This window comes from Streptomyces sp. Je 1-332, assembly GCF_040730185.1.
In the GTDB taxonomy this organism is placed as follows: domain Bacteria; phylum Actinomycetota; class Actinomycetes; order Streptomycetales; family Streptomycetaceae; genus Streptomyces.
This window is the reverse complement of record NZ_CP160402.1, coordinates 7,806,190-7,821,923: the sequence shown is the minus strand read 5'-3', so window position 1 is coordinate 7,821,923 and position 15,734 is coordinate 7,806,190. Positions and strand designations below refer to the sequence as shown.

Genomic DNA, 15,734 nt, shown 5'->3' with positions numbered 1-15,734 from the left:
CGCCGCACTACGTTGGCGCCGTGGATCTCTTCTCGCGTTCCTGGACGGCCTTGCGCACGGCGGTCGCCGAACTTCCCGACGAGGCCTTCGCGCGGCCCTCCGGCTGCACCGGCTGGCTCGTACGGGATCTGGTGTGCCACCTGGTGATCGACGCCCAGGACGTACTGATCACCCTTGCGACGCCCGCCGACGCGGAGCCGACCCGCGACGCGCTGACCTACTGGGACGTCACCGCGACGCCGCCGACCGGCGAGGATCCGCTCGACGCGCTGACCGTCCGGCTCGCCGCCGCGTACGAGGAGCCCTGGCTGCTCAAGTTCCACCTCGACGACCTCGGTTCGGCCGCCGGCCGGGCCGCCGGGCTCGCCGACCCCGCCGCCCGGGTCGGCACGCGGGACGAGGTTCTCACCACGGGCGACTACCTCACCACGTACGTCATGGAGTGCACGCTGCACCACCTCGACCTGATCGCGCATCTTCCGGGGGTGGCCGGGCCGCCCGCGGAAGGGCTCGCCCGGTGCCGCGAGATGCTGGAGGAGATCGTCGGCGCCGCCTTCCCCGCTTCGTTCTCCGACGCGGACGCGCTGCTGGTCGGCACGGGCCGGCGCGGACCGAGCGACGCGGAGAAGTCCGCGCTGGGCGACCTGGCGGCGAAACTGCCGGTCGTGCTCGGCTGATCGTCACCGGGCGGCCGAACGGGAGTCTCTACGACTTCAGTTGGATGTCCGCGTCGGGTGCTCGGCGGGTTTGACCGTCAACGCGTCGATCCGCAGGCCGAGTTCCTCTCCCGCGTGCTCCGGTGCCGCCAGGGTGATGGTCACGGGGGTGACCTTTCCGCCGCGCACGAAGAAGGATCCAGCGGCACGGTCAGTCAGGTCCGCTCCCTTCACCAGCCTGGTGTGCTTGCCGACCTGGACCCGGTAGAGCGCCTCGGGCCGTGCCTCTCCGCGGACCGCCACCGAGAGCCTTTCGGTGCGGTCGGCCGTGAGGTACGCGGTGTGCCGCACCGTGGTCCGGCGGGTGCTGTAGTAGCTGCCGTTGTCGGCGTAGCTGTAGCCGTGCTCGATGTCGTCCGGGGCGAGGACGGTTTCCCCGTCCTGGCCGATGGCGACCGTGCGCTCCGGGATGATCCGGAGTTCGCCTCCGAGTTCGACCTTCACGACGGGGAGCACGTCGTCGTGCGGGCGGGCGGGCAGCTTCACGACGAGGTCGTCGCCGTCCCAGCGCCACGCGAGCCGGTCCTTCGAGCCGTCCTCGCGGACATCGCGTACGGAGGTGGCAAGGCCCGGCAGCCGGAGTTCACCCGACTTCGGCCACTGACTCACGTGGAGAAACAGATCGCGGTCGTTGACGGTGACCTCACCCCACGACCGGCCGCCGAAGCGGGTGGCCGAGGCGCCGAGTACGGCGTCGGGGTGGCGCCTCAGCCAGGCGCCCATGCCGCGCAGCACGTCGGCCTCGAACTCCACGACCGAACCGTCCCCACGCGGGCCGATGTTGAGGAGGTAGTTGCCGCCGCGGGCGCGCACTCCGGTGAGGCCGCCGACCAGGTCCTTTATCTTGCCCGGCAGATCATCACGCTTCTGCCAGCTGCGGTAGCCCCAGGTCTCGTGGTAGATGGACGCGGGAGTCTGCCAGGCGCCGTCGAGCGCCACCGTGGGGATCTCGTTGTCGCCGAGCGTTCGGAAGTCGCCCTTGTTGTTCCACACCCGGCTGTTGACCGCCGCCTTCGGCTGGAGTTCACGGACGATCCCGGTGAACTTCTCGCTCTGGGCCGCGCTGGGCGACGACATGTCGAACCACACCTCGGCGATGTCCCCGTAACCGGTCATCAACTCACGGAGCTGCCCCTCGATGACGGGTTCCATCGACGTGGGGATCGGATTGTTGTTGTCGCCGTCGAAATCGTGGCCCTGGTGCCAGTCGACGAGTGAGAAGTAGAAGCCGAACTTCAGTCCCTGGCTTCGGCATTCGTCCGCGAGCGCCTTGAGCGGGTCCTTGCCGTACGGAGTGGCGTCGACGACGTCGTAGTCCGTGGTGTCGGTGTCGAACATGGAGAAACCGTCGTGGTGCTTGCTGGTGATGACCACGTAGCGCATCCCCGCCTGCTTCGCCAGAGAACAGATCTCCGCCGGGTCGAACCGGTCGGGACTGAACCGCTCGGCCACTTCGAGGTATTCCTTCTCGGAGATGTCCGCCCACATCTGGATCTGTTCGCTGTAGCCCTTGGTGACCGGTTTCCCCTTCCATACGCCACCCAGTTCGGAGAAGAGGCCCCAGTGGATGAACATGCCGTACTGGAGCCGCTGCCAGGCCGCCAGGTCCTTGTCGTCGCTGGTCTCGATCTCGCCGGGAATGCCTTGCGGGCGGGGGCCGCCGGGACGGTCCGCCTGCGTGGCGACCGCTGCGGGAGGGGTTGCCGCTGCCGCTCCGACGTCGGCGACGACAGCGAGCAGGAGCGCGAGCACGACGCCGATCACCTTGCGCATCACGAATCTCCTCTACAACTGCCCCTGGTTGATTCATCCGACGTTAAGAGCCAGTTCGGGCGCTCCACGGGTCAGGAGGCAAGCATGGGGACGGACTGGGGCGCGTACATCGGATGTTAGAGGTGTGACGGCGTGGCGTCACCACCCCCGACGAACCGGCTTGCGGCAGATACCGGTTTCTACATCGGGGGCCTCAACTACCGCTTACCCCTTGAGCGTTCAACGACGATCGTGCTAGAAACCGCTTACCCTCCACGCGTGCCCCTCCCCCCACTCGCAAGGAGCCCCCTCATGCGCAAACGAACCGGCACACTCATGGCCGCCGCCTCCCTGGTCCTGCTCACCGCGGCACCCGCCGACGCCTCCGTGATCTGGGACGGGGACGCTTCGGGCGGGACCGGAGTGTTCTCCTCGACCCTGTGCGACTCGCCCGGCAGCGTGTCCGCGCAGGACAACAACGACGGCCGCGGCCGGGTCTTCAAGTTCAACAAGCCGCTGGGCCTCGAGCGTTGCGAGGCACACGGGATCAAGGTCGGCGGTTCGCGGTACACCTTCAAGAACAACTCGACGTACTGGATCGGCTGGGACACCTCCACCAACACCCCGGACGCGGGCACGATCTTCCAGTGGAAGTCGTACGGCACGAACGACCAACACCAGCAGAACTACCCGGTATTGATGAAGGTCGAGGGCGGCGCGCTCAAGCTGTTCCACATCGAGGCCGGCGAGAAGTGGACGCTGAAGTGGTCCACGCCCGTCACGACCAGTACGTACAAGCGCATCGTGCTCGGCATCCACACCTCTTCGGACGCCTCCACCGGGTGGGTGTCGGCGTTCTACAACGGCACCAAGGTCGCCGAGTTCTCCGGCCGCACCTGGGACGACCTCGGCAACGACACCCGCTTCGGGACCTACGGATCCGAGGTCAAGGACAAGCGTGTCATCAACTGGATCGACGGGCTCAAGGTCGGCACCACGTACGGAGACGTGGACAACTGACGCCGGCCGGCCGGCTCAGGCCCGCCGGACCAGCCGCCCCTCGGCCAGCTCCCACAGCCTGTCCCGATGGCGTTCGCGCAGGGTCCGGTCGTGGGTGACCAGCACGACCGGGCCCGTGAACTGCTCGACTGCCACCTGTAGTTGCTCGACCAGGGCCAGACTGAGGTGGTTGCTCGGCTCGTCGAGCAGCAGCAGGTGCGGGCGCCGGGAGAACAGCAGCGCGAGTTCGAGGCGTCGCAGCTGGCCCACGGAGAGTCGGTTCACCGGAACGTCGAAGTCCGACGGCCCGAACAGGCCGAACCGGGTCAGCTCCCTCGCGGCATCGTCGACGTAGGCGGCGCGGTGCGCGGCGAAGGTGGCCAGCACGCCGCGCCGCTCCTGGGAGAAGTGGCTCTCCTGCGGCAAGTAGCCCACACGCAGCTCCGGTTCACGCACCACCGCCCCCGCGTCCGGCGCTCGTAGACCCGCCAGGGCGGTCAGGAGCGTGGACTTGCCCGCGCCGTTCGCTCCGGTGATCACATGCAGCGAGCCGGGAGTGAGCTCCAGGTCCACGCCACGCACCACATCGCCTACGCCCAGGCCCTCGGCCCGGAGCAGTACGCCGTGCGGGGGTTCCCCCTTCTCCGACTCCTGGAACGGCGGGTGGAAGGCCAGTGGCTCGGGCGGGCGTCGCACTTCCTCGTCCAGGAGCCGCGCCAGTTGCTGCCGGGCCGCGCGGGTGGCGCGGGACGCGGCAGCCTGGGCGCCGCCTCCCGCCAGGTTGTAGGACAGCTTGTCGCTGTCCCGCATCGCTCCGAAGGTGCGCCCTGACCTGCCGGCCCGCTCGAGCCGCTGCCGCGCCTGGGCCAACTCTTGTCGCCAGTCGCGGTACTGCTGCCACCAACGCGCTTGGGCCGCGGCGCGTTCGTCGAGGTAGTCGCGGTAGCCGCCGCCGTAGCGCACGGTGGAGCCGCTGGGGCCGTCCAGGTCGACGATGGCGGTGACCGCGGTGTCGAGCAGGGCCCGGTCGTGGGAGGCGATCAGACACGGGCCCTGGTACGCGGCGAGCCACTGGACGAGCCAGTCCACCGCGCGGTCGTCGAGATGGTTCGTCGGCTCGTCGAGGAGCAGACCCGCGGGCTCGGTGAGGACCAGCTCGGCGAGCGCCAGGCGGGAGCGCTCGCCTCCCGAGAGCGTCTCGGTGGGACGACGCCGGTCCACGCCGCCGAGCCCGAAGACGTCGAGCACCTCGCCGACGCGGGCGTCCAGCTCCCAGCCGCCGCGTCGGGCGAACTCGTCCTGGAGCCTGCCGTACTCGTCGAACACTTCGCTCAGGTCGCCCTCGTCCTCGCCGGACGACATGAACTCCTCGGCTTCCCGCATCCGTTCGGCCATGTCGGCGAACTCCGCCGTCGCCCGCGCGATCACGGTCTCGACGGTCGCGCCTGCCGGGAAGCCCGGCTGTTGCGGCAGGAAGCCCACTTGGCCCGCGACGGCCCGTACGACGTGACCCCGCTGCGGCGGGAGTTCCCCGGCGATGGCGCGCAGCAGCGTCGACTTGCCCCGGCCGTTCTCGCCGATGAGGCCCACCCGCTCGCCCCGGGACACCTTCAGCGAGACATCGCGCAGCACCATCCGGTCCCCGAGCACGCAGTGCACGTTCTCGGCGAGAAGGTGCGCGGAGCGGTGGTCACCGGACAGGACGTCCTGCGCACCGGGGTGAACCGACTTCGGTTCGGGCATCGTGAGGAGGAGCTCCTGTCTGGGTCGGACGACGCCGCCCGTCAGTCGGCCAGCGGGGTTCCGCAACGAGCACAGAACCGGGCGTCACGTTCGGCGGCGAGTCGCCCGCAGTCGGGGCAGACGCGGGCGAGCAGGCAGACCGGCTCGCCCGCGTCGGTTCCAGCCCCCGGGCCGGTGGCGGGGGCTGGGCGGCGACGGTGGGCGGTCGTGTAGACGAGCCCCTCCTCCCCCGCGTCCACGCAGCGGGTCACGCCCGCGGGAAGCCATGCGAGGGCGCCGGGGGCGAGCTGCCAGGTCGCGTCCGGGGTACGGAGTTCACCGGTGCCGTTCAGCACCGTGAACAGGACCCCGAACTCGTGCTCCTCGTGCTCACCGATGCTCGCGCCCGGGGCCAGCCGGACGACACCGGCGTCCAGATCCCTCGTGGGGCCGCCGAGCGACCACAGGACGCTGATCTCCCCTCGCCCGGCGGCCGCGGTCCGTTCCGCTCCGACGAACACCGGAGCGGTCAAGGCGGGCGTGCTCATGCGGACTCCAGTCGGCAGCTCTCGTACGGATCGGCTGCGGCGCCGGCGGGATTCGAACCCCGCAATGGGCCGCTCTGCCACGGCTCCGCAGCCTGCGGGACCGCGCGATCCCGCTCCGCCGAGGATAGGGACAGTGCCGGGCAGCGGCCAGTTCATTACCGCCGTGCGCCGCCCGGCCCGGCAGCCGCCTGAGTCACTCCCCCGCGCGCATCAGGAGATGCCCGCGGCGGAACCGTTCGCCTTCGATCGGTTCTCGCAGCATCCGGCCGATCTCCACGAACCCGGCCTCGCGGGCCAGCTCCGCGATGCCGTCGACCGGCCACCGGTAAGCGGTCGTGACCTTGTGATCGAACGCGGTGACCGGCTCGCCCTCCGACTCGAAGAAGCCCAGCAGAAGGTGGCCGCCCGGCGCGATCACCCGCCCGAACTCGGCGAAGTACGGGGGAAGTTCCTGTGGCGGGGTGTGGATGACCGAGTACCAGGACACGATGCCGGCCAGCACGCCGTCGGCCAGGTCCAGGGCGTCCATGGAACCGACCTCGAACCTCAGGTCCGGGTGGTTCTCACGGGCGAGGTCGATCATCCCCGGCGACAGGTCGATGCCGAAGACGTCGAGACCGAGGTCCCGCAGGCGCGCCGTCGTCCTGCCGGTTCCGCATCCCAGTTCCGCGACCTGTCCGCCGCGCTCCGCCACGAGTTCGGCGAACGCGGCGATCACCGCGCGGTCCAGCGGGAAGGCGTCGAACGCGGTGCGGGCCAGCTCGTCGTAGAGCAGGGCGACGGCCCCGTAGGCATCGGCTGTTGTCTTGAGGTAGGAGGAAGTCTCAGTCACAGCCGAGGAATCTAGTGGGTGCCCCCCACCGAGAGCGACACCCCCTCCCTCGCTGCGTCGCCTCAGCCCTGACGCCGCGGCAGACGTACGACCTGGACGAAGAAGTCGTCGATCTGGCGTACCGCGGCGATGAACTGGTCCAGGTCGACCGGCTTGGTGACGTAGGCGTTCGCGTGCAGTTTGTAGCTGCGCAGGATGTCCTCCTCCGCTGCCGACGTGGTCAGCACCACCACCGGGATGTCCTGGAGGTCCGGGTCCGACTTGACCTGCTCCAGGACCTGACGCCCGTCGTACTTGGGGAGGTTGAGGTCGAGCAGGATGAGATCGGGGCGCGGTACTCCTGTGTGCTCACCGCGCTGGTAGAGGAAGTCGAGGGCTTCCTCGCCGTCCCGGACCACGTGCAGGTTGTTGCGGATCTTGTTGTCCTCGAACGCCTCGCGCGTCATCAGCTCGTCGCCCGGGTCGTCCTCCACGAGGAGCACGTCGACCGGCGCGGCAGAAGGAGTGGTCATGTCAGGGCTTCTTCCTCGGTGCGGAGCGCGGTGTTCTCCGCGGTGTCCAGGTCGGTGTCGGTGTCGGTGTCGGTGGCGGTCTCGGGCTCGGTGTCGGACGGCAGGGTGAAGCACAGGCGAGTGCCGCCGGTATGGCCGCTGTCGATCCAGATGTGGCCACCGTGGTGCTCGACGATCTTCTTGCACAGGGCCAGGCCGATGCCGGTGCCGCCGTAGGCATCGCGGCCGTGCAGTCGCTGGAAGATCACGAAGACCTTCTCCGCGAACTCCTCGGGGATACCGATGCCGTTGTCGGTGACGCAGAGGTTCCAGTTGCCGGAGCTCTCGTCCTTCTCGCAGGTGATCCTGATCCGCGGGGCACGCTCGGGATCGTGGAACTTGATCGCGTTGCCGACGAGATTCTGCCAGAGCATCGTCAGGAGCGTCGGGTCGCCGACGATCTCGGGGAGGGTCTCGGGGCGCTCGATGAGCGCGTCGGTGTCCCGTACGGAGGTGTCCAGGTTGGCGAGCGCCTTGGTGAGGACCTGATCGAGGTCGACGGGCACCCGGGCGTCGTTGAGACGTCCGACGCGGGAGAAGGTGAGCAGGTCGTTGATGAGGACCTGCATGCGCTTGGCGCCGTCGACCGCGAAGTCGATGTACTGCTTGGCACGGTCGTCGAGGGTGTCTCCGTACCGCTTCTCGAGCAGCTGGCAGAAGGAGGCGACCTTGCGCAGCGGCTCCTGAAGGTCGTGGGAGGCCACGTAGGCGAACTGCTCGAGCTCCGCGTTCGAGCGGCGGAGTTCCACCGCCTGGGCGTCCAGTTCGGCCGCCTGCTGGGTGAGCGCGTCCCGCTGGCGGCGTGAGGCTCCCAGTTCCTCCACGATCTGCAGGCGCATGCCCTCCACGTCCGCCGCCACCGCCCTGAGGTCCGCGGGGCCGTCGATGGTGATGACGTGGTCGAAGTCGCCGCGCGCCACTTGGCGGGAGGAGCCGCGCAGCGCCTCAAGGGGCCGGGCCACCAGCGCGCGCACCAGGAAGGCGAGGGCCATTCCGGCCAGCAGGAAGACCACCACCATGGCGCCGAGAATGACCGTGCGCATCGTGCGGGAGCTTTCGAGCTCCGCCTTGCCGTCGTCGACGGCCCGGGTCAGGTCGGCGTTCTGCGTGGCCCACACCGTCCGGATCTCGTCGAACACCTCCTTGCCGCGCCCGGCGTTCGTCTCGGCGACGGATCGTGGCTTCCCGGGGGTGACCTCGGCCACCAGCGGTTCGGCGTACGCACGCCGCCAGTCCGCCGCCTGGCGCTGGACCGCCTTGAGATCCGCCATCAGCCGGGGCTGGTCCCCGATGAGCTCGCGCAGCTCTGCGGCGGCGCGGGCCTCGTCCCGCTTGCCCTTGATGTAAGGGTCGAGGAACTGGCGGTCGGCCGTGATGGCGTAACCGCGGACGCCGGTCTCCTGGTTCACCAGAGCGGCCTGCAGACGGTAGGTCTGGGTGCGGGCCGGCTCCAGGCGGTCCACCAGCTGGTCGGTCACATCCGCCGTCGTGCCCAGCAGACGGGCGCCGACCACGGTGCCCGTGACCACCAGGAGCACCATCAGGGCAAGGACCAGCTGGAACCAGCCCTGCACGGTCAGCCGCCGGCCGATCCATGCTCTGCTCGTCGTCTCAACCACGGCGTTGTTCTCCGATACTGCTCTTGTAGCGGCCCTCGGTCACGGCTTCCGTCGGCCCCTCGCCGTCGCCGTGCCAGTGCAGGTGCACCACGGCCACGTCGTCGGCGAGGCCGCCCTGCTCCTCGGCCAGGTTCTCCGCCCGCTGGATCAGCGTGTCGACGAACGCCGCAGGTGTCAGCGCGCCCAGCTCCCTGGCGAGGTCCAGCAGTCTCTCTTCGCCCAGCCGCTCGCGTCCCTTGCCGATGTGCCCCTCGAAAAGGCCGTCGGTGAACAGCACCAGCGCCGACCCCGCGGGCAGGGTCACTTCCTCGACCGGCCAGAGCGGCATACCGGGCGCGACGCCCAGGGCCGGCCCGCCGGCCACCTCCACCCACTCGACGCCACCGTCCGGGGTGCGCAGCAGCATCCCGGGGTGGCCCGCGCGCGTCAGGCGCGCGTGCGGTGCTCCGGCCGGGACCGAGAGGCTGGTCAGCGTGGCGAAGACGTACGGCTTCACCCGCTCGGCCAGCATGATCTCCTCGAGGCGGCCCACCTGTTCGGCGCCGGTGATGCCGCTGAGCACCAGCGTGCGCCAGGCGATGCGCAGCGCGACGCCGAGGGCCGCCTCATCGGGTCCATGTCCGGAGACGTCCCCTATGAGTGCGTGCACAGTGCCGTCCGCGCTCTGCACGATGTCGTAGAAGTCTCCGCCCAGCAGGGCCTGGGCACGGCCGGGCCGGTAGCGGGCCACGACGTCCACGCCCGCGCTGTTCAGGAGCGGCCTCGGCAGCAGCCCCCGCTCCAGCCTGGTGTTCTCCTGCGCCTGCATCTGGCCGGCCTGCAGCGCGACGGCTGCCTGCTCGGCCTGCTTGCGCTGGATCGCGTAGCGCACGGCCCTGCCGAACAGGTCCGGTTCGACGCGGCCCTTGACGAGGTAGTCCTGGGCGCCCGCGGCCACGGCGGCGGAGCCGGTCTCCTCCTCGGCGAGGCCCGTGAGCACGACGACCGCGACCTGATCGGCGTGGGAACGGACCATGGACACGGCTTCCAGCCCTTGGGCGTCCGGAAGATGCAGGTCGAGCAGTACACAGTCCGGTACCTCGAAGGCCAGCGCCTCACGTGCCTCGGCCATGGAGCGCACCCACTGCAGACGCATCTTCAGTGCGCTGTCGGCGACGAGCTCCTCGACCAGGAGCGCGTCACCGGGGTCGTCCTCGACCAGCAGTACCAACGGCTGCGACAACTGCCGGGCGGCCGCGGTGTCGCTCTCGCCGACTGAACGCACGCCGGAAGTCCATGGCTGTGACGCCACCGCTTGCTCCCGCCTTCCTCATCCGGTAAGTCCGCCTGGCCATGCGGCCGTTGCCGAGTCGACCGCCACGGCGTGTCTGCCGCGGCGACCGTCGAACGGTCTCCGGATCTTCGCACAACGCACACACCGCTCGGTAGCCGGTCGTCGAGGCGACAGGCCGCGTCCGAGCGAAAGACGTGAGCAGGAACACCCACAAGGGGCGCATATCGCAAGGGTTTACGAGCGGGCCCGCAGCCTCACCCCATCACACCGCCCCGCCGGTCCCGTCACTGGCCCACCTCCAGGCCCTCGCACGGCTCAGTGCTGGATCTGGATGAGGTTGCCGCAGGTGTCGTCGAGGACCGCGGTGGTGACCGGGCCCATCTCCACCGGCTCCTGGGTGAACTTCACCCCGAGACCCCGCAGGCGGTCGAACTCCGCGGCCACGTCCTCCACAGCGAAGGAGGTCACCGGGATGCCGTCCTCGACGAGCGCGGTCTTGTACGGCTGCACCGCGGGATGCCCCGAGGGCTCGAGGAGCAGTTCGGTGCCCTCGGGGTCTTCCGGCGAGACCACGGTCAGCCACCGGTCGTCGCCGACGGGGACGTCGTGCTTCTTCACGAAGCCGAGCACGTCGGTGTAGAAGCGCAGGGCCTTCTCCTGGTCATCGACGAAGACGCTGGTCAGGTGGATCCTCATGGAGTTCGCTCCGGTGCTTGGGGCCTGAGCCATCGGGTCACGATGAGCTCGAGCGGTTCGGTGTTCAGGTCGTGGAACTTGTAGCGGCCCTCGCGTCGCGAGTGGACGAGGCCGGCCGTCTCCAGTACGGCCAGGTGCTGGCTGACGGCCTGGCGGGAGAGCCCCAGGCCGTGCTTGTTCAGCAGCCTGGCGCATATCTCGAACAGGGTCTGGCCGTCCCGTTCCACCAGCTCGTCAAGGATGCGCCGACGGGTGGGGTCGGCCAGTGCCTTGAAAACATCCTCCGACATGACCCCCACAATAGGCAAGTGACGGCTTACCTATCAAGGTGGCCGGCGGGTGGACCGACGGGACGGGTCAGCGCCAGTCGGGCGCACCCGAGGCGAGCGACGGGAGCGCCTCGACCTTCGTCTGGATCTCCCGCATGACGGACACGATGCGGCCCTGGTGTTCGTCGGTGAGCCGGGCCACGGGCACCGAGCAGCTGATGGCGTCGACGGCCGGCACGTCGCACCGCAGGGCGAATCCGAAGCCCGCGATGCCGGTCACCGTCTCCTCGCGGTCGATGGCGTAACCACGCTCACGCACCCGCCGGAGATCGGCGAGGAGGGCGGCGCGGTCGGTGTGTGTGCTCTGCGTGCACGCGGTCAACGCACCTTCGGGGAGCGGCAGTTCACTGTCCAGGCGTTCGGCGAGCAGCGCCTTGCCCAGGGCTCCGGCATGCGCGGGGACCCGGCGGCCGACCCGGCTGATGGTGCGCGGATACTCGTGCGACTCACGCGTCGCCAGGTACACGACGTGCGGGCCGTCGAGCCGCGCCAGGTGGATCGTCTCGCCCAGGGCGTCCGAGGCCTCGTCCAGATACGGGCGGACGGCGCGCACCCGCGCGTCACCGTCCAGGTAACTCGTACCCGTGAGCAGCGTGCGGATCCCGATGCCGTAGAGGGATCCGGTGGTGTCCGTGCGCACCCAGCCGCAGTCGGTCAGGGTCCGCAGCAGCTGGTACATGCTGCTGCGCGGTACGCCCAACTCCTCGGCGAGCTCGTCCAGTCGGGCGGGACGGTCGGCGCGCTCGGCGAGCAGTTCGAGGAGCGCCACCGTGCGCAGCGCCGACTTCACTCCGCGGACACCCACATCCGCTGTGCGGACGCCCGTGTCCGCTCCGCGGTCCGCTCCACTCTCCGGCATCCGCCCATCGTAGATCCGCGACGCCGAACCCATTGACCCCTGATCGTTCATGACTCTAGCCTCCATTCTCATACATGGACGCCATCTGCATATAGAGATGAGATTCGTGAACGAGCCCAGCGAGCGCAGCGAGTCCAGTGAGCCCACCGAGTCCGGCACGAACAAGTTCAGTACGACGCCCTGGGATGTCGCCCGGCGACTGCGCGAAGGCATGGCGCGCGGCGTGCTGTCCTTCCCGCTCACGAGCATGGCGAGTGACGGCAGCCTCGACGCGGACGCCTACCGGGCCTATCTGACCGCCCAGTTGGCGACCGAGCCGGGCGCGGTGTTCCCCGCCTGCGGCACCGGCGAGTTCTTCTCACTCGACGAGGAGGAGTACCGCGCGGTCATCCGGGTCACGGTCGAAGTCGCCGACGGACGGCTGCCGGTGGTGGCCGGCACCGGGTACGGGTGGGCCCAGTCGCTGCGGTTCGCCCGGATCGCCGAGGAGGAGGGCGCCGACGCCCTGCTGGTGATGCCCCATTATCTGGTCGAGGCCTCGCAGGACGGACTGGTGGAGCAGCTGCGCCGTATCTCCGCGGGCACCCGGCTGCCCCTCATCGCCTACCAGCGCGGCCAGGTCACCTTCGGCGCCGACGCCCTGCGCCGCATCGCGGACATCCCCACCGTCATCGGTCTCAAGGACGGGCACAGCGACCTGGACCGGCTGCAGCGCCTGACCCTTGCCGCCCCCGATGGCTTCCTCTTCTTCAACGGCGCGGCCACCGCGGAGATCCAGGCCCGCGCCTACGCCACCGTCGGCGTTCCCGCCTACTCCTCCGCCGTCCACGCCTTCGCCCCCGAGATCGCGGACGCCTTCTTCGCGGCGCTGCGGGAGCGGGACGACACGGCGGTGGACCGGCTCCTGAGGGAGTTCTACGTCCCGCTGGTCGAACTGCGCGACCGGGCGCCGGGCTACGCCGTCTCGCTGGTCAAGGCCGCCGCCCGGCTGCGCGGCTTCCCGGTCGGCCCGGTGCGCGCGCCCCTCAACGATCCCGGCCCGGCCGACACCGCCGACCTGGAGAAGGTGCTCGAAGCGGGCCTCGATCTGGTGGGGAACTGACATGCCGCTCGTCGTGGTCGGGGTCAGCGTCCTGATCCTGCTGTTCCTCATGACCCGCCTGAAACTGAACGGCTTCGCCGCCCTCCTCCTCGTGGCCGTCGGCGTCGCGCTGGTGCAGGGAATTCCGGTCGCCACGATCCCGGACGTCCTCTCGGAGGGCATCGGCGGCCAGATCGGCGACACGATGCTGGTCATCGGGCTCGGCGCCATGGTCGGTCGTGTCATGGGGGACTCCGGAGCCGCCCAGCGCATCGCCAACAAGATGCTGGACGCGTTCGGACCGCGCTGGGTCCAAGTGGCCATGGTCGTCACGTCGATGCTCATCGGCGTCACCATGTTCTACGAGGTCGCCTTCATCATCATCGTGCCCATCGCGTTCACGCTCGTGCGCGTCACCGGGGCGAAGCTGCTGTGGATCGGCCTTCCGATGTCCATCACGCTCTCCACGATGCACAGCTTCCTGCCGCCGCATCCCGGACCCACCGCCGTGGCCGCGACGTTCAACGCGTCGGTCGGTCTGACCCTGGTCTACGGCCTGTTCATCGCGATACCCGCCGGAGCGCTGATCGCGCTGGCTTGGCCGCGGCTGCCGTTCGTCAGGGCGATGAACCCGTCCATCCCCAAAGGTCTGGTCAGCGAACGGGAGTTCACCGACGAGGAGATGCCCGGCTTGGGCCTGTCGCTGACCGTCGCCCTCTTCCCCGTCGTACTGATCGCCGGTGCCTCGGTCACCGAGATGGCCACCTCCGGAGCCGGTGCGTTCCTGCACGTCGTCACCTTCATCGGCTCCGCGCCGATCGCCCTGCTCCTGACCCTCCTCCTGGCGATCTGGGCGTTCGGGCCGCGCATCGGCCGCAGCCTGTCCGACGTCAGCGCTTCCTGTACGTCGGCCGCGCAGGCCATGGCCATGATCCTCCTGGTGATCGGAGCGGGCGGCGCGTTCAAGAACGTCCTCGTCGAAGGCGGCATCTCCGACCACATCAAGGACACCACCGACGGCTGGGCCATCTCGCCGCTCATCCTCGCCTGGCTCATCGCGGTGATCCTGCGCATCGCGCTCGGCTCCGCCACGGTCGCGGTCGTCACCGCCTCCGGTGTCGTCCTGCCGCTCCTGGCGGGCAGCGGCGTCCACCCCGAGATGCTCGTGCTCGCCGTCTCCTGCGGATCGATCGCCTTCTCGCACGTCAACGACCCCGGTTTCTGGCTGTTCAAGGAGTACTTCAACCTCTCGGTCATCGAGGCGATCAAGGTCCGCACCACTTACACGACGGTGCTCGCGATCCTCGGCCTCGGCGGCGTCCTCGCGGTGGAGTGGGCCCTGGACGTCCTCAGCCTCTGACCCACTCGGCCCCCACTCCGCCCGCCCTCTCCCTCTCACACCCCGAGGAATTCCTGATCATGAACAGGCAGCCGACCGTCACCGCGATCAGCGTCTATCCCGTCGCAGGCCGGGACTGCATGGAGCTCAACCTCTCCGGTGCCCACGGCCCCTACTTCACCCGCAACATCGTGGTCCTCAAGGACTCCGAAGGCCGCACCGGCCTCGGCGAAGTGCCGGGCGGCGAGAGGATCACCCAGACCCTGCGCGATGCCGAGCCCCTCGTCGTCGGCGCCCGCGTCGGTGACTACAAGCGCGTCCTGCGCGAGATCGGCGACCGCTTCGCCGACCGCGACGCGGGCGGCCGTGGCGCCCAGACCTTCGACCTGCGCACCGCCGTACACGCCGTCACCGCCGTCGAGTCCGCGCTGCTCGACCTCCTGGGCCGGCACCTGGAGGTGCCCGTCGCGGCGCTGCTCGGCGACGGACAGCAGCGCGACTCCGTCCGTGTCCTCGGCTACCTCTTCTACGTCGGCGACCCCGACCGCACCGATCTCGACTACGTCCGCGAACCCGGCTCTCCCGTCGACTGGCACCGCATCCGCCATGAGCAGGCCCTCACCCCCGAGGCGATCGTCCGGCAGGCCGAAGCCGCCTACGACCGCTATGGCTTCCGGGACTTCAAGCTCAAGGGCGGCGTCCTTGAGGGTGCGGAGGAGGTCGCGGCCGTGCGCGCCCTGAAGGACCGCTTCCCCCAGGCCCGCATCACCCTCGACCCCAACGGCGCCTGGTCGCTGCGCGAGGCGATCGAGCTGTGCGCCCCCCTGACCGGCACGCTCGCCTACGCCGAGGACCCCTGCGGCGCCGAGGGCGGCTACTCGGGCCGCGAGGTCGTCGCCGAGTTCCGCCGCGCCACCGGACTGCCGACCGCCACCAACATGGTCGCCACCGACTGGCGGCAGCTGACCCACGCGCTGGCCCTCCAGTCGGTCTCCATACCCCTGGCGGACCCGCACTTCTGGACCATGCAGGGTTCCGTACGCGTGGCGCAGCTGTGCAACGCGATGGGGCTCACCTGGGGATGCCACTCCAACAACCACTTCGACATCTCCCTGGCCATGGTCACCCACTGCGGAGCGGCTGCCCCCGGTGACTACAACGCCCTGGACACCCACTGGATCTGGCAGGAGGGCCTGGAGCGCCTCACCACCGCCCCGCCCCGCATCGTCGACGGGGAGATCGCCGTGCCCGACGCCCCCGGCCTTGGTGTCGAGCTGGACATGGACCGTCTCCTGGCGGCCCACGAGCTCTACCGGCAGAAAGCCCTGGGCGCACGCGACGACGCCACCGCCATGCGCTACCTCATCCCGGACTGGCGGTTCGACAACAAGCGTCCCTGCCTGGTGCGTTGACGGGCC

General features: G+C 69.7%; 15 protein-coding genes. 5 read left to right on the top strand and 10 right to left on the bottom strand.

The features are described 5' to 3' along the window. Positions 1-20: 20 nt before the first annotated feature. Positions 21-677 (top strand): maleylpyruvate isomerase N-terminal domain-containing protein, encoded by a 657-nt coding sequence (locus ABXJ52_RS35210; protein ID WP_367047930.1) that lies wholly within the window; start codon positions 21-23, stop codon positions 675-677. 36 nt (positions 678-713) lie between these two features. On the opposite strand, the gene ABXJ52_RS35205 is transcribed toward ABXJ52_RS35210, so the two are convergent. Beyond that, positions 714-2,489: an alpha-L-fucosidase gene (locus tag ABXJ52_RS35205; protein ID WP_367047928.1), complete on the bottom strand. Its 1,776-nt coding sequence runs from the start codon at positions 2,487-2,489 to the stop codon at positions 714-716. Between the two features lie 291 nt (positions 2,490-2,780). Here ABXJ52_RS35205 and ABXJ52_RS35200 point away from each other — a divergent pair, with 291 nt between their 5' ends. Continuing rightward, complete coding sequence (locus ABXJ52_RS35200; RefSeq protein WP_367047927.1) at positions 2,781-3,488, top strand: hypothetical protein; 708 nt, start codon at positions 2,781-2,783, stop codon at positions 3,486-3,488. A 15-nt stretch (positions 3,489-3,503) separates the two neighbouring features. Here ABXJ52_RS35200 and ABXJ52_RS35195 read toward each other — a convergent pair whose 3' ends face one another. From ABXJ52_RS35195 to ABXJ52_RS35155, 9 genes are all read right to left on the bottom strand, one after another. Next, positions 3,504-5,210 (bottom strand): ABC-F family ATP-binding cassette domain-containing protein, encoded by a 1,707-nt coding sequence (locus ABXJ52_RS35195; RefSeq protein ID WP_367047925.1) that lies wholly within the window; start codon positions 5,208-5,210, stop codon positions 3,504-3,506. Between the two features lie 41 nt (positions 5,211-5,251). Next, entirely contained in the window at positions 5,252-5,737 is a 486-nt protein-coding gene (locus ABXJ52_RS35190; protein ID WP_367047922.1) for a cupin domain-containing protein, read from the bottom strand. Positions 5,738-5,930: 193 nt separating this feature from the next. Then, entirely contained in the window at positions 5,931-6,569 is a 639-nt protein-coding gene (locus tag ABXJ52_RS35185; RefSeq protein ID WP_367047920.1) for a class I SAM-dependent methyltransferase, read from the bottom strand. A 62-nt stretch (positions 6,570-6,631) separates the two neighbouring features. Continuing rightward, positions 6,632-7,081 carry a response regulator gene (locus ABXJ52_RS35180; RefSeq protein WP_367047918.1) on the bottom strand — a complete coding sequence of 150 codons (450 nt, stop codon included), beginning with the start codon at positions 7,079-7,081 and terminating at the stop codon, positions 6,632-6,634. Further along, a complete protein-coding gene (locus ABXJ52_RS35175) occupies positions 7,078-8,661 on the bottom strand; it encodes a CHASE3 domain-containing protein (RefSeq protein ID WP_367049471.1) in 1,584 nt (527 codons plus the stop codon). The genes ABXJ52_RS35180 and ABXJ52_RS35175 overlap by 4 nt, the downstream gene beginning before the upstream one ends. A 70-nt stretch (positions 8,662-8,731) precedes the next feature. Beyond that, positions 8,732-10,003, bottom strand: a complete 1,272-nt coding sequence (locus tag ABXJ52_RS35170; protein WP_367047916.1) for a fused response regulator/phosphatase — start codon at positions 10,001-10,003, stop codon at positions 8,732-8,734. A gap of 324 nt (positions 10,004-10,327) precedes the next feature. After that, a complete protein-coding gene (locus ABXJ52_RS35165; protein WP_160509478.1) occupies positions 10,328-10,708 on the bottom strand; it encodes a VOC family protein in 381 nt (126 codons plus the stop codon). After that, entirely contained in the window at positions 10,705-10,998 is a 294-nt protein-coding gene (locus ABXJ52_RS35160) for a metalloregulator ArsR/SmtB family transcription factor (protein WP_367047914.1), read from the bottom strand. The genes ABXJ52_RS35165 and ABXJ52_RS35160 overlap by 4 nt, the downstream gene beginning before the upstream one ends. Before the next feature lie 67 nt (positions 10,999-11,065). Further along, positions 11,066-11,896 carry an IclR family transcriptional regulator gene (locus ABXJ52_RS35155; protein WP_367047912.1) on the bottom strand — a complete coding sequence of 277 codons (831 nt, stop codon included), beginning with the start codon at positions 11,894-11,896 and terminating at the stop codon, positions 11,066-11,068. A 199-nt stretch (positions 11,897-12,095) separates the two neighbouring features. Here ABXJ52_RS35155 and ABXJ52_RS35150 point away from each other — a divergent pair, with 199 nt between their 5' ends. Genes ABXJ52_RS35150 through ABXJ52_RS35140 form a run of 3 tightly spaced genes read left to right on the top strand, consistent with a single transcriptional unit; the run spans position 12,096 to position 15,728 of the window. Then, the gene (locus ABXJ52_RS35150) at positions 12,096-12,998 is read left to right on the top strand and encodes a 5-dehydro-4-deoxyglucarate dehydratase (protein ID WP_367049470.1); all 903 of its coding nucleotides are present in this window, start codon (positions 12,096-12,098) and stop codon (positions 12,996-12,998) included. 1 nt (position 12,999) lies between these two features. Then, positions 13,000-14,337 (top strand): gluconate:H+ symporter, encoded by a 1,338-nt coding sequence (locus ABXJ52_RS35145; protein WP_367047910.1) that lies wholly within the window; start codon positions 13,000-13,002, stop codon positions 14,335-14,337. A 59-nt stretch (positions 14,338-14,396) separates the two neighbouring features. Continuing rightward, complete coding sequence (locus ABXJ52_RS35140) at positions 14,397-15,728, top strand: enolase C-terminal domain-like protein (protein ID WP_367047908.1); 1,332 nt, start codon at positions 14,397-14,399, stop codon at positions 15,726-15,728. The last annotated feature ends 6 nt before the right edge of the window (positions 15,729-15,734 follow it).

Bases quoted from the DNA above. Each gene is read 5' to 3' on its own strand.
- ABXJ52_RS35205 (WP_367047928.1), bottom strand. From the start codon at position 2,489: ATGCGCAAGGTGATCGGCGTCGTGCTCGCGCTCCTGCTCGCTGTCGTC.
- ABXJ52_RS35140 (WP_367047908.1), top strand. From the start codon at position 14,397: ATGAACAGGCAGCCGACCGTCACCGCGATCAGCGTCTATCCCGTCGCA.
- ABXJ52_RS35165 (WP_160509478.1), bottom strand. From the start codon at position 10,708: ATGAGGATCCACCTGACCAGCGTCTTCGTCGATGACCAGGAGAAGGCC.
- ABXJ52_RS35145 (WP_367047910.1), top strand. From the start codon at position 13,000: ATGCCGCTCGTCGTGGTCGGGGTCAGCGTCCTGATCCTGCTGTTCCTC.
- ABXJ52_RS35175 (WP_367049471.1), bottom strand. From the start codon at position 8,661: ATGGTGCTCCTGGTGGTCACGGGCACCGTGGTCGGCGCCCGTCTGCTG.
- ABXJ52_RS35200 (WP_367047927.1), top strand. From the start codon at position 2,781: ATGCGCAAACGAACCGGCACACTCATGGCCGCCGCCTCCCTGGTCCTG.
- ABXJ52_RS35155 (WP_367047912.1), bottom strand. From the start codon at position 11,896: ATGCCGGAGAGTGGAGCGGACCGCGGAGCGGACACGGGCGTCCGCACA.
- ABXJ52_RS35195 (WP_367047925.1), bottom strand. From the start codon at position 5,210: ATGCCCGAACCGAAGTCGGTTCACCCCGGTGCGCAGGACGTCCTGTCC.
- ABXJ52_RS35160 (WP_367047914.1), bottom strand. From the start codon at position 10,998: ATGTCGGAGGATGTTTTCAAGGCACTGGCCGACCCCACCCGTCGGCGC.
- ABXJ52_RS35190 (WP_367047922.1), bottom strand. From the start codon at position 5,737: ATGAGCACGCCCGCCTTGACCGCTCCGGTGTTCGTCGGAGCGGAACGG.
- ABXJ52_RS35180 (WP_367047918.1), bottom strand. From the start codon at position 7,081: ATGACCACTCCTTCTGCCGCGCCGGTCGACGTGCTCCTCGTGGAGGAC.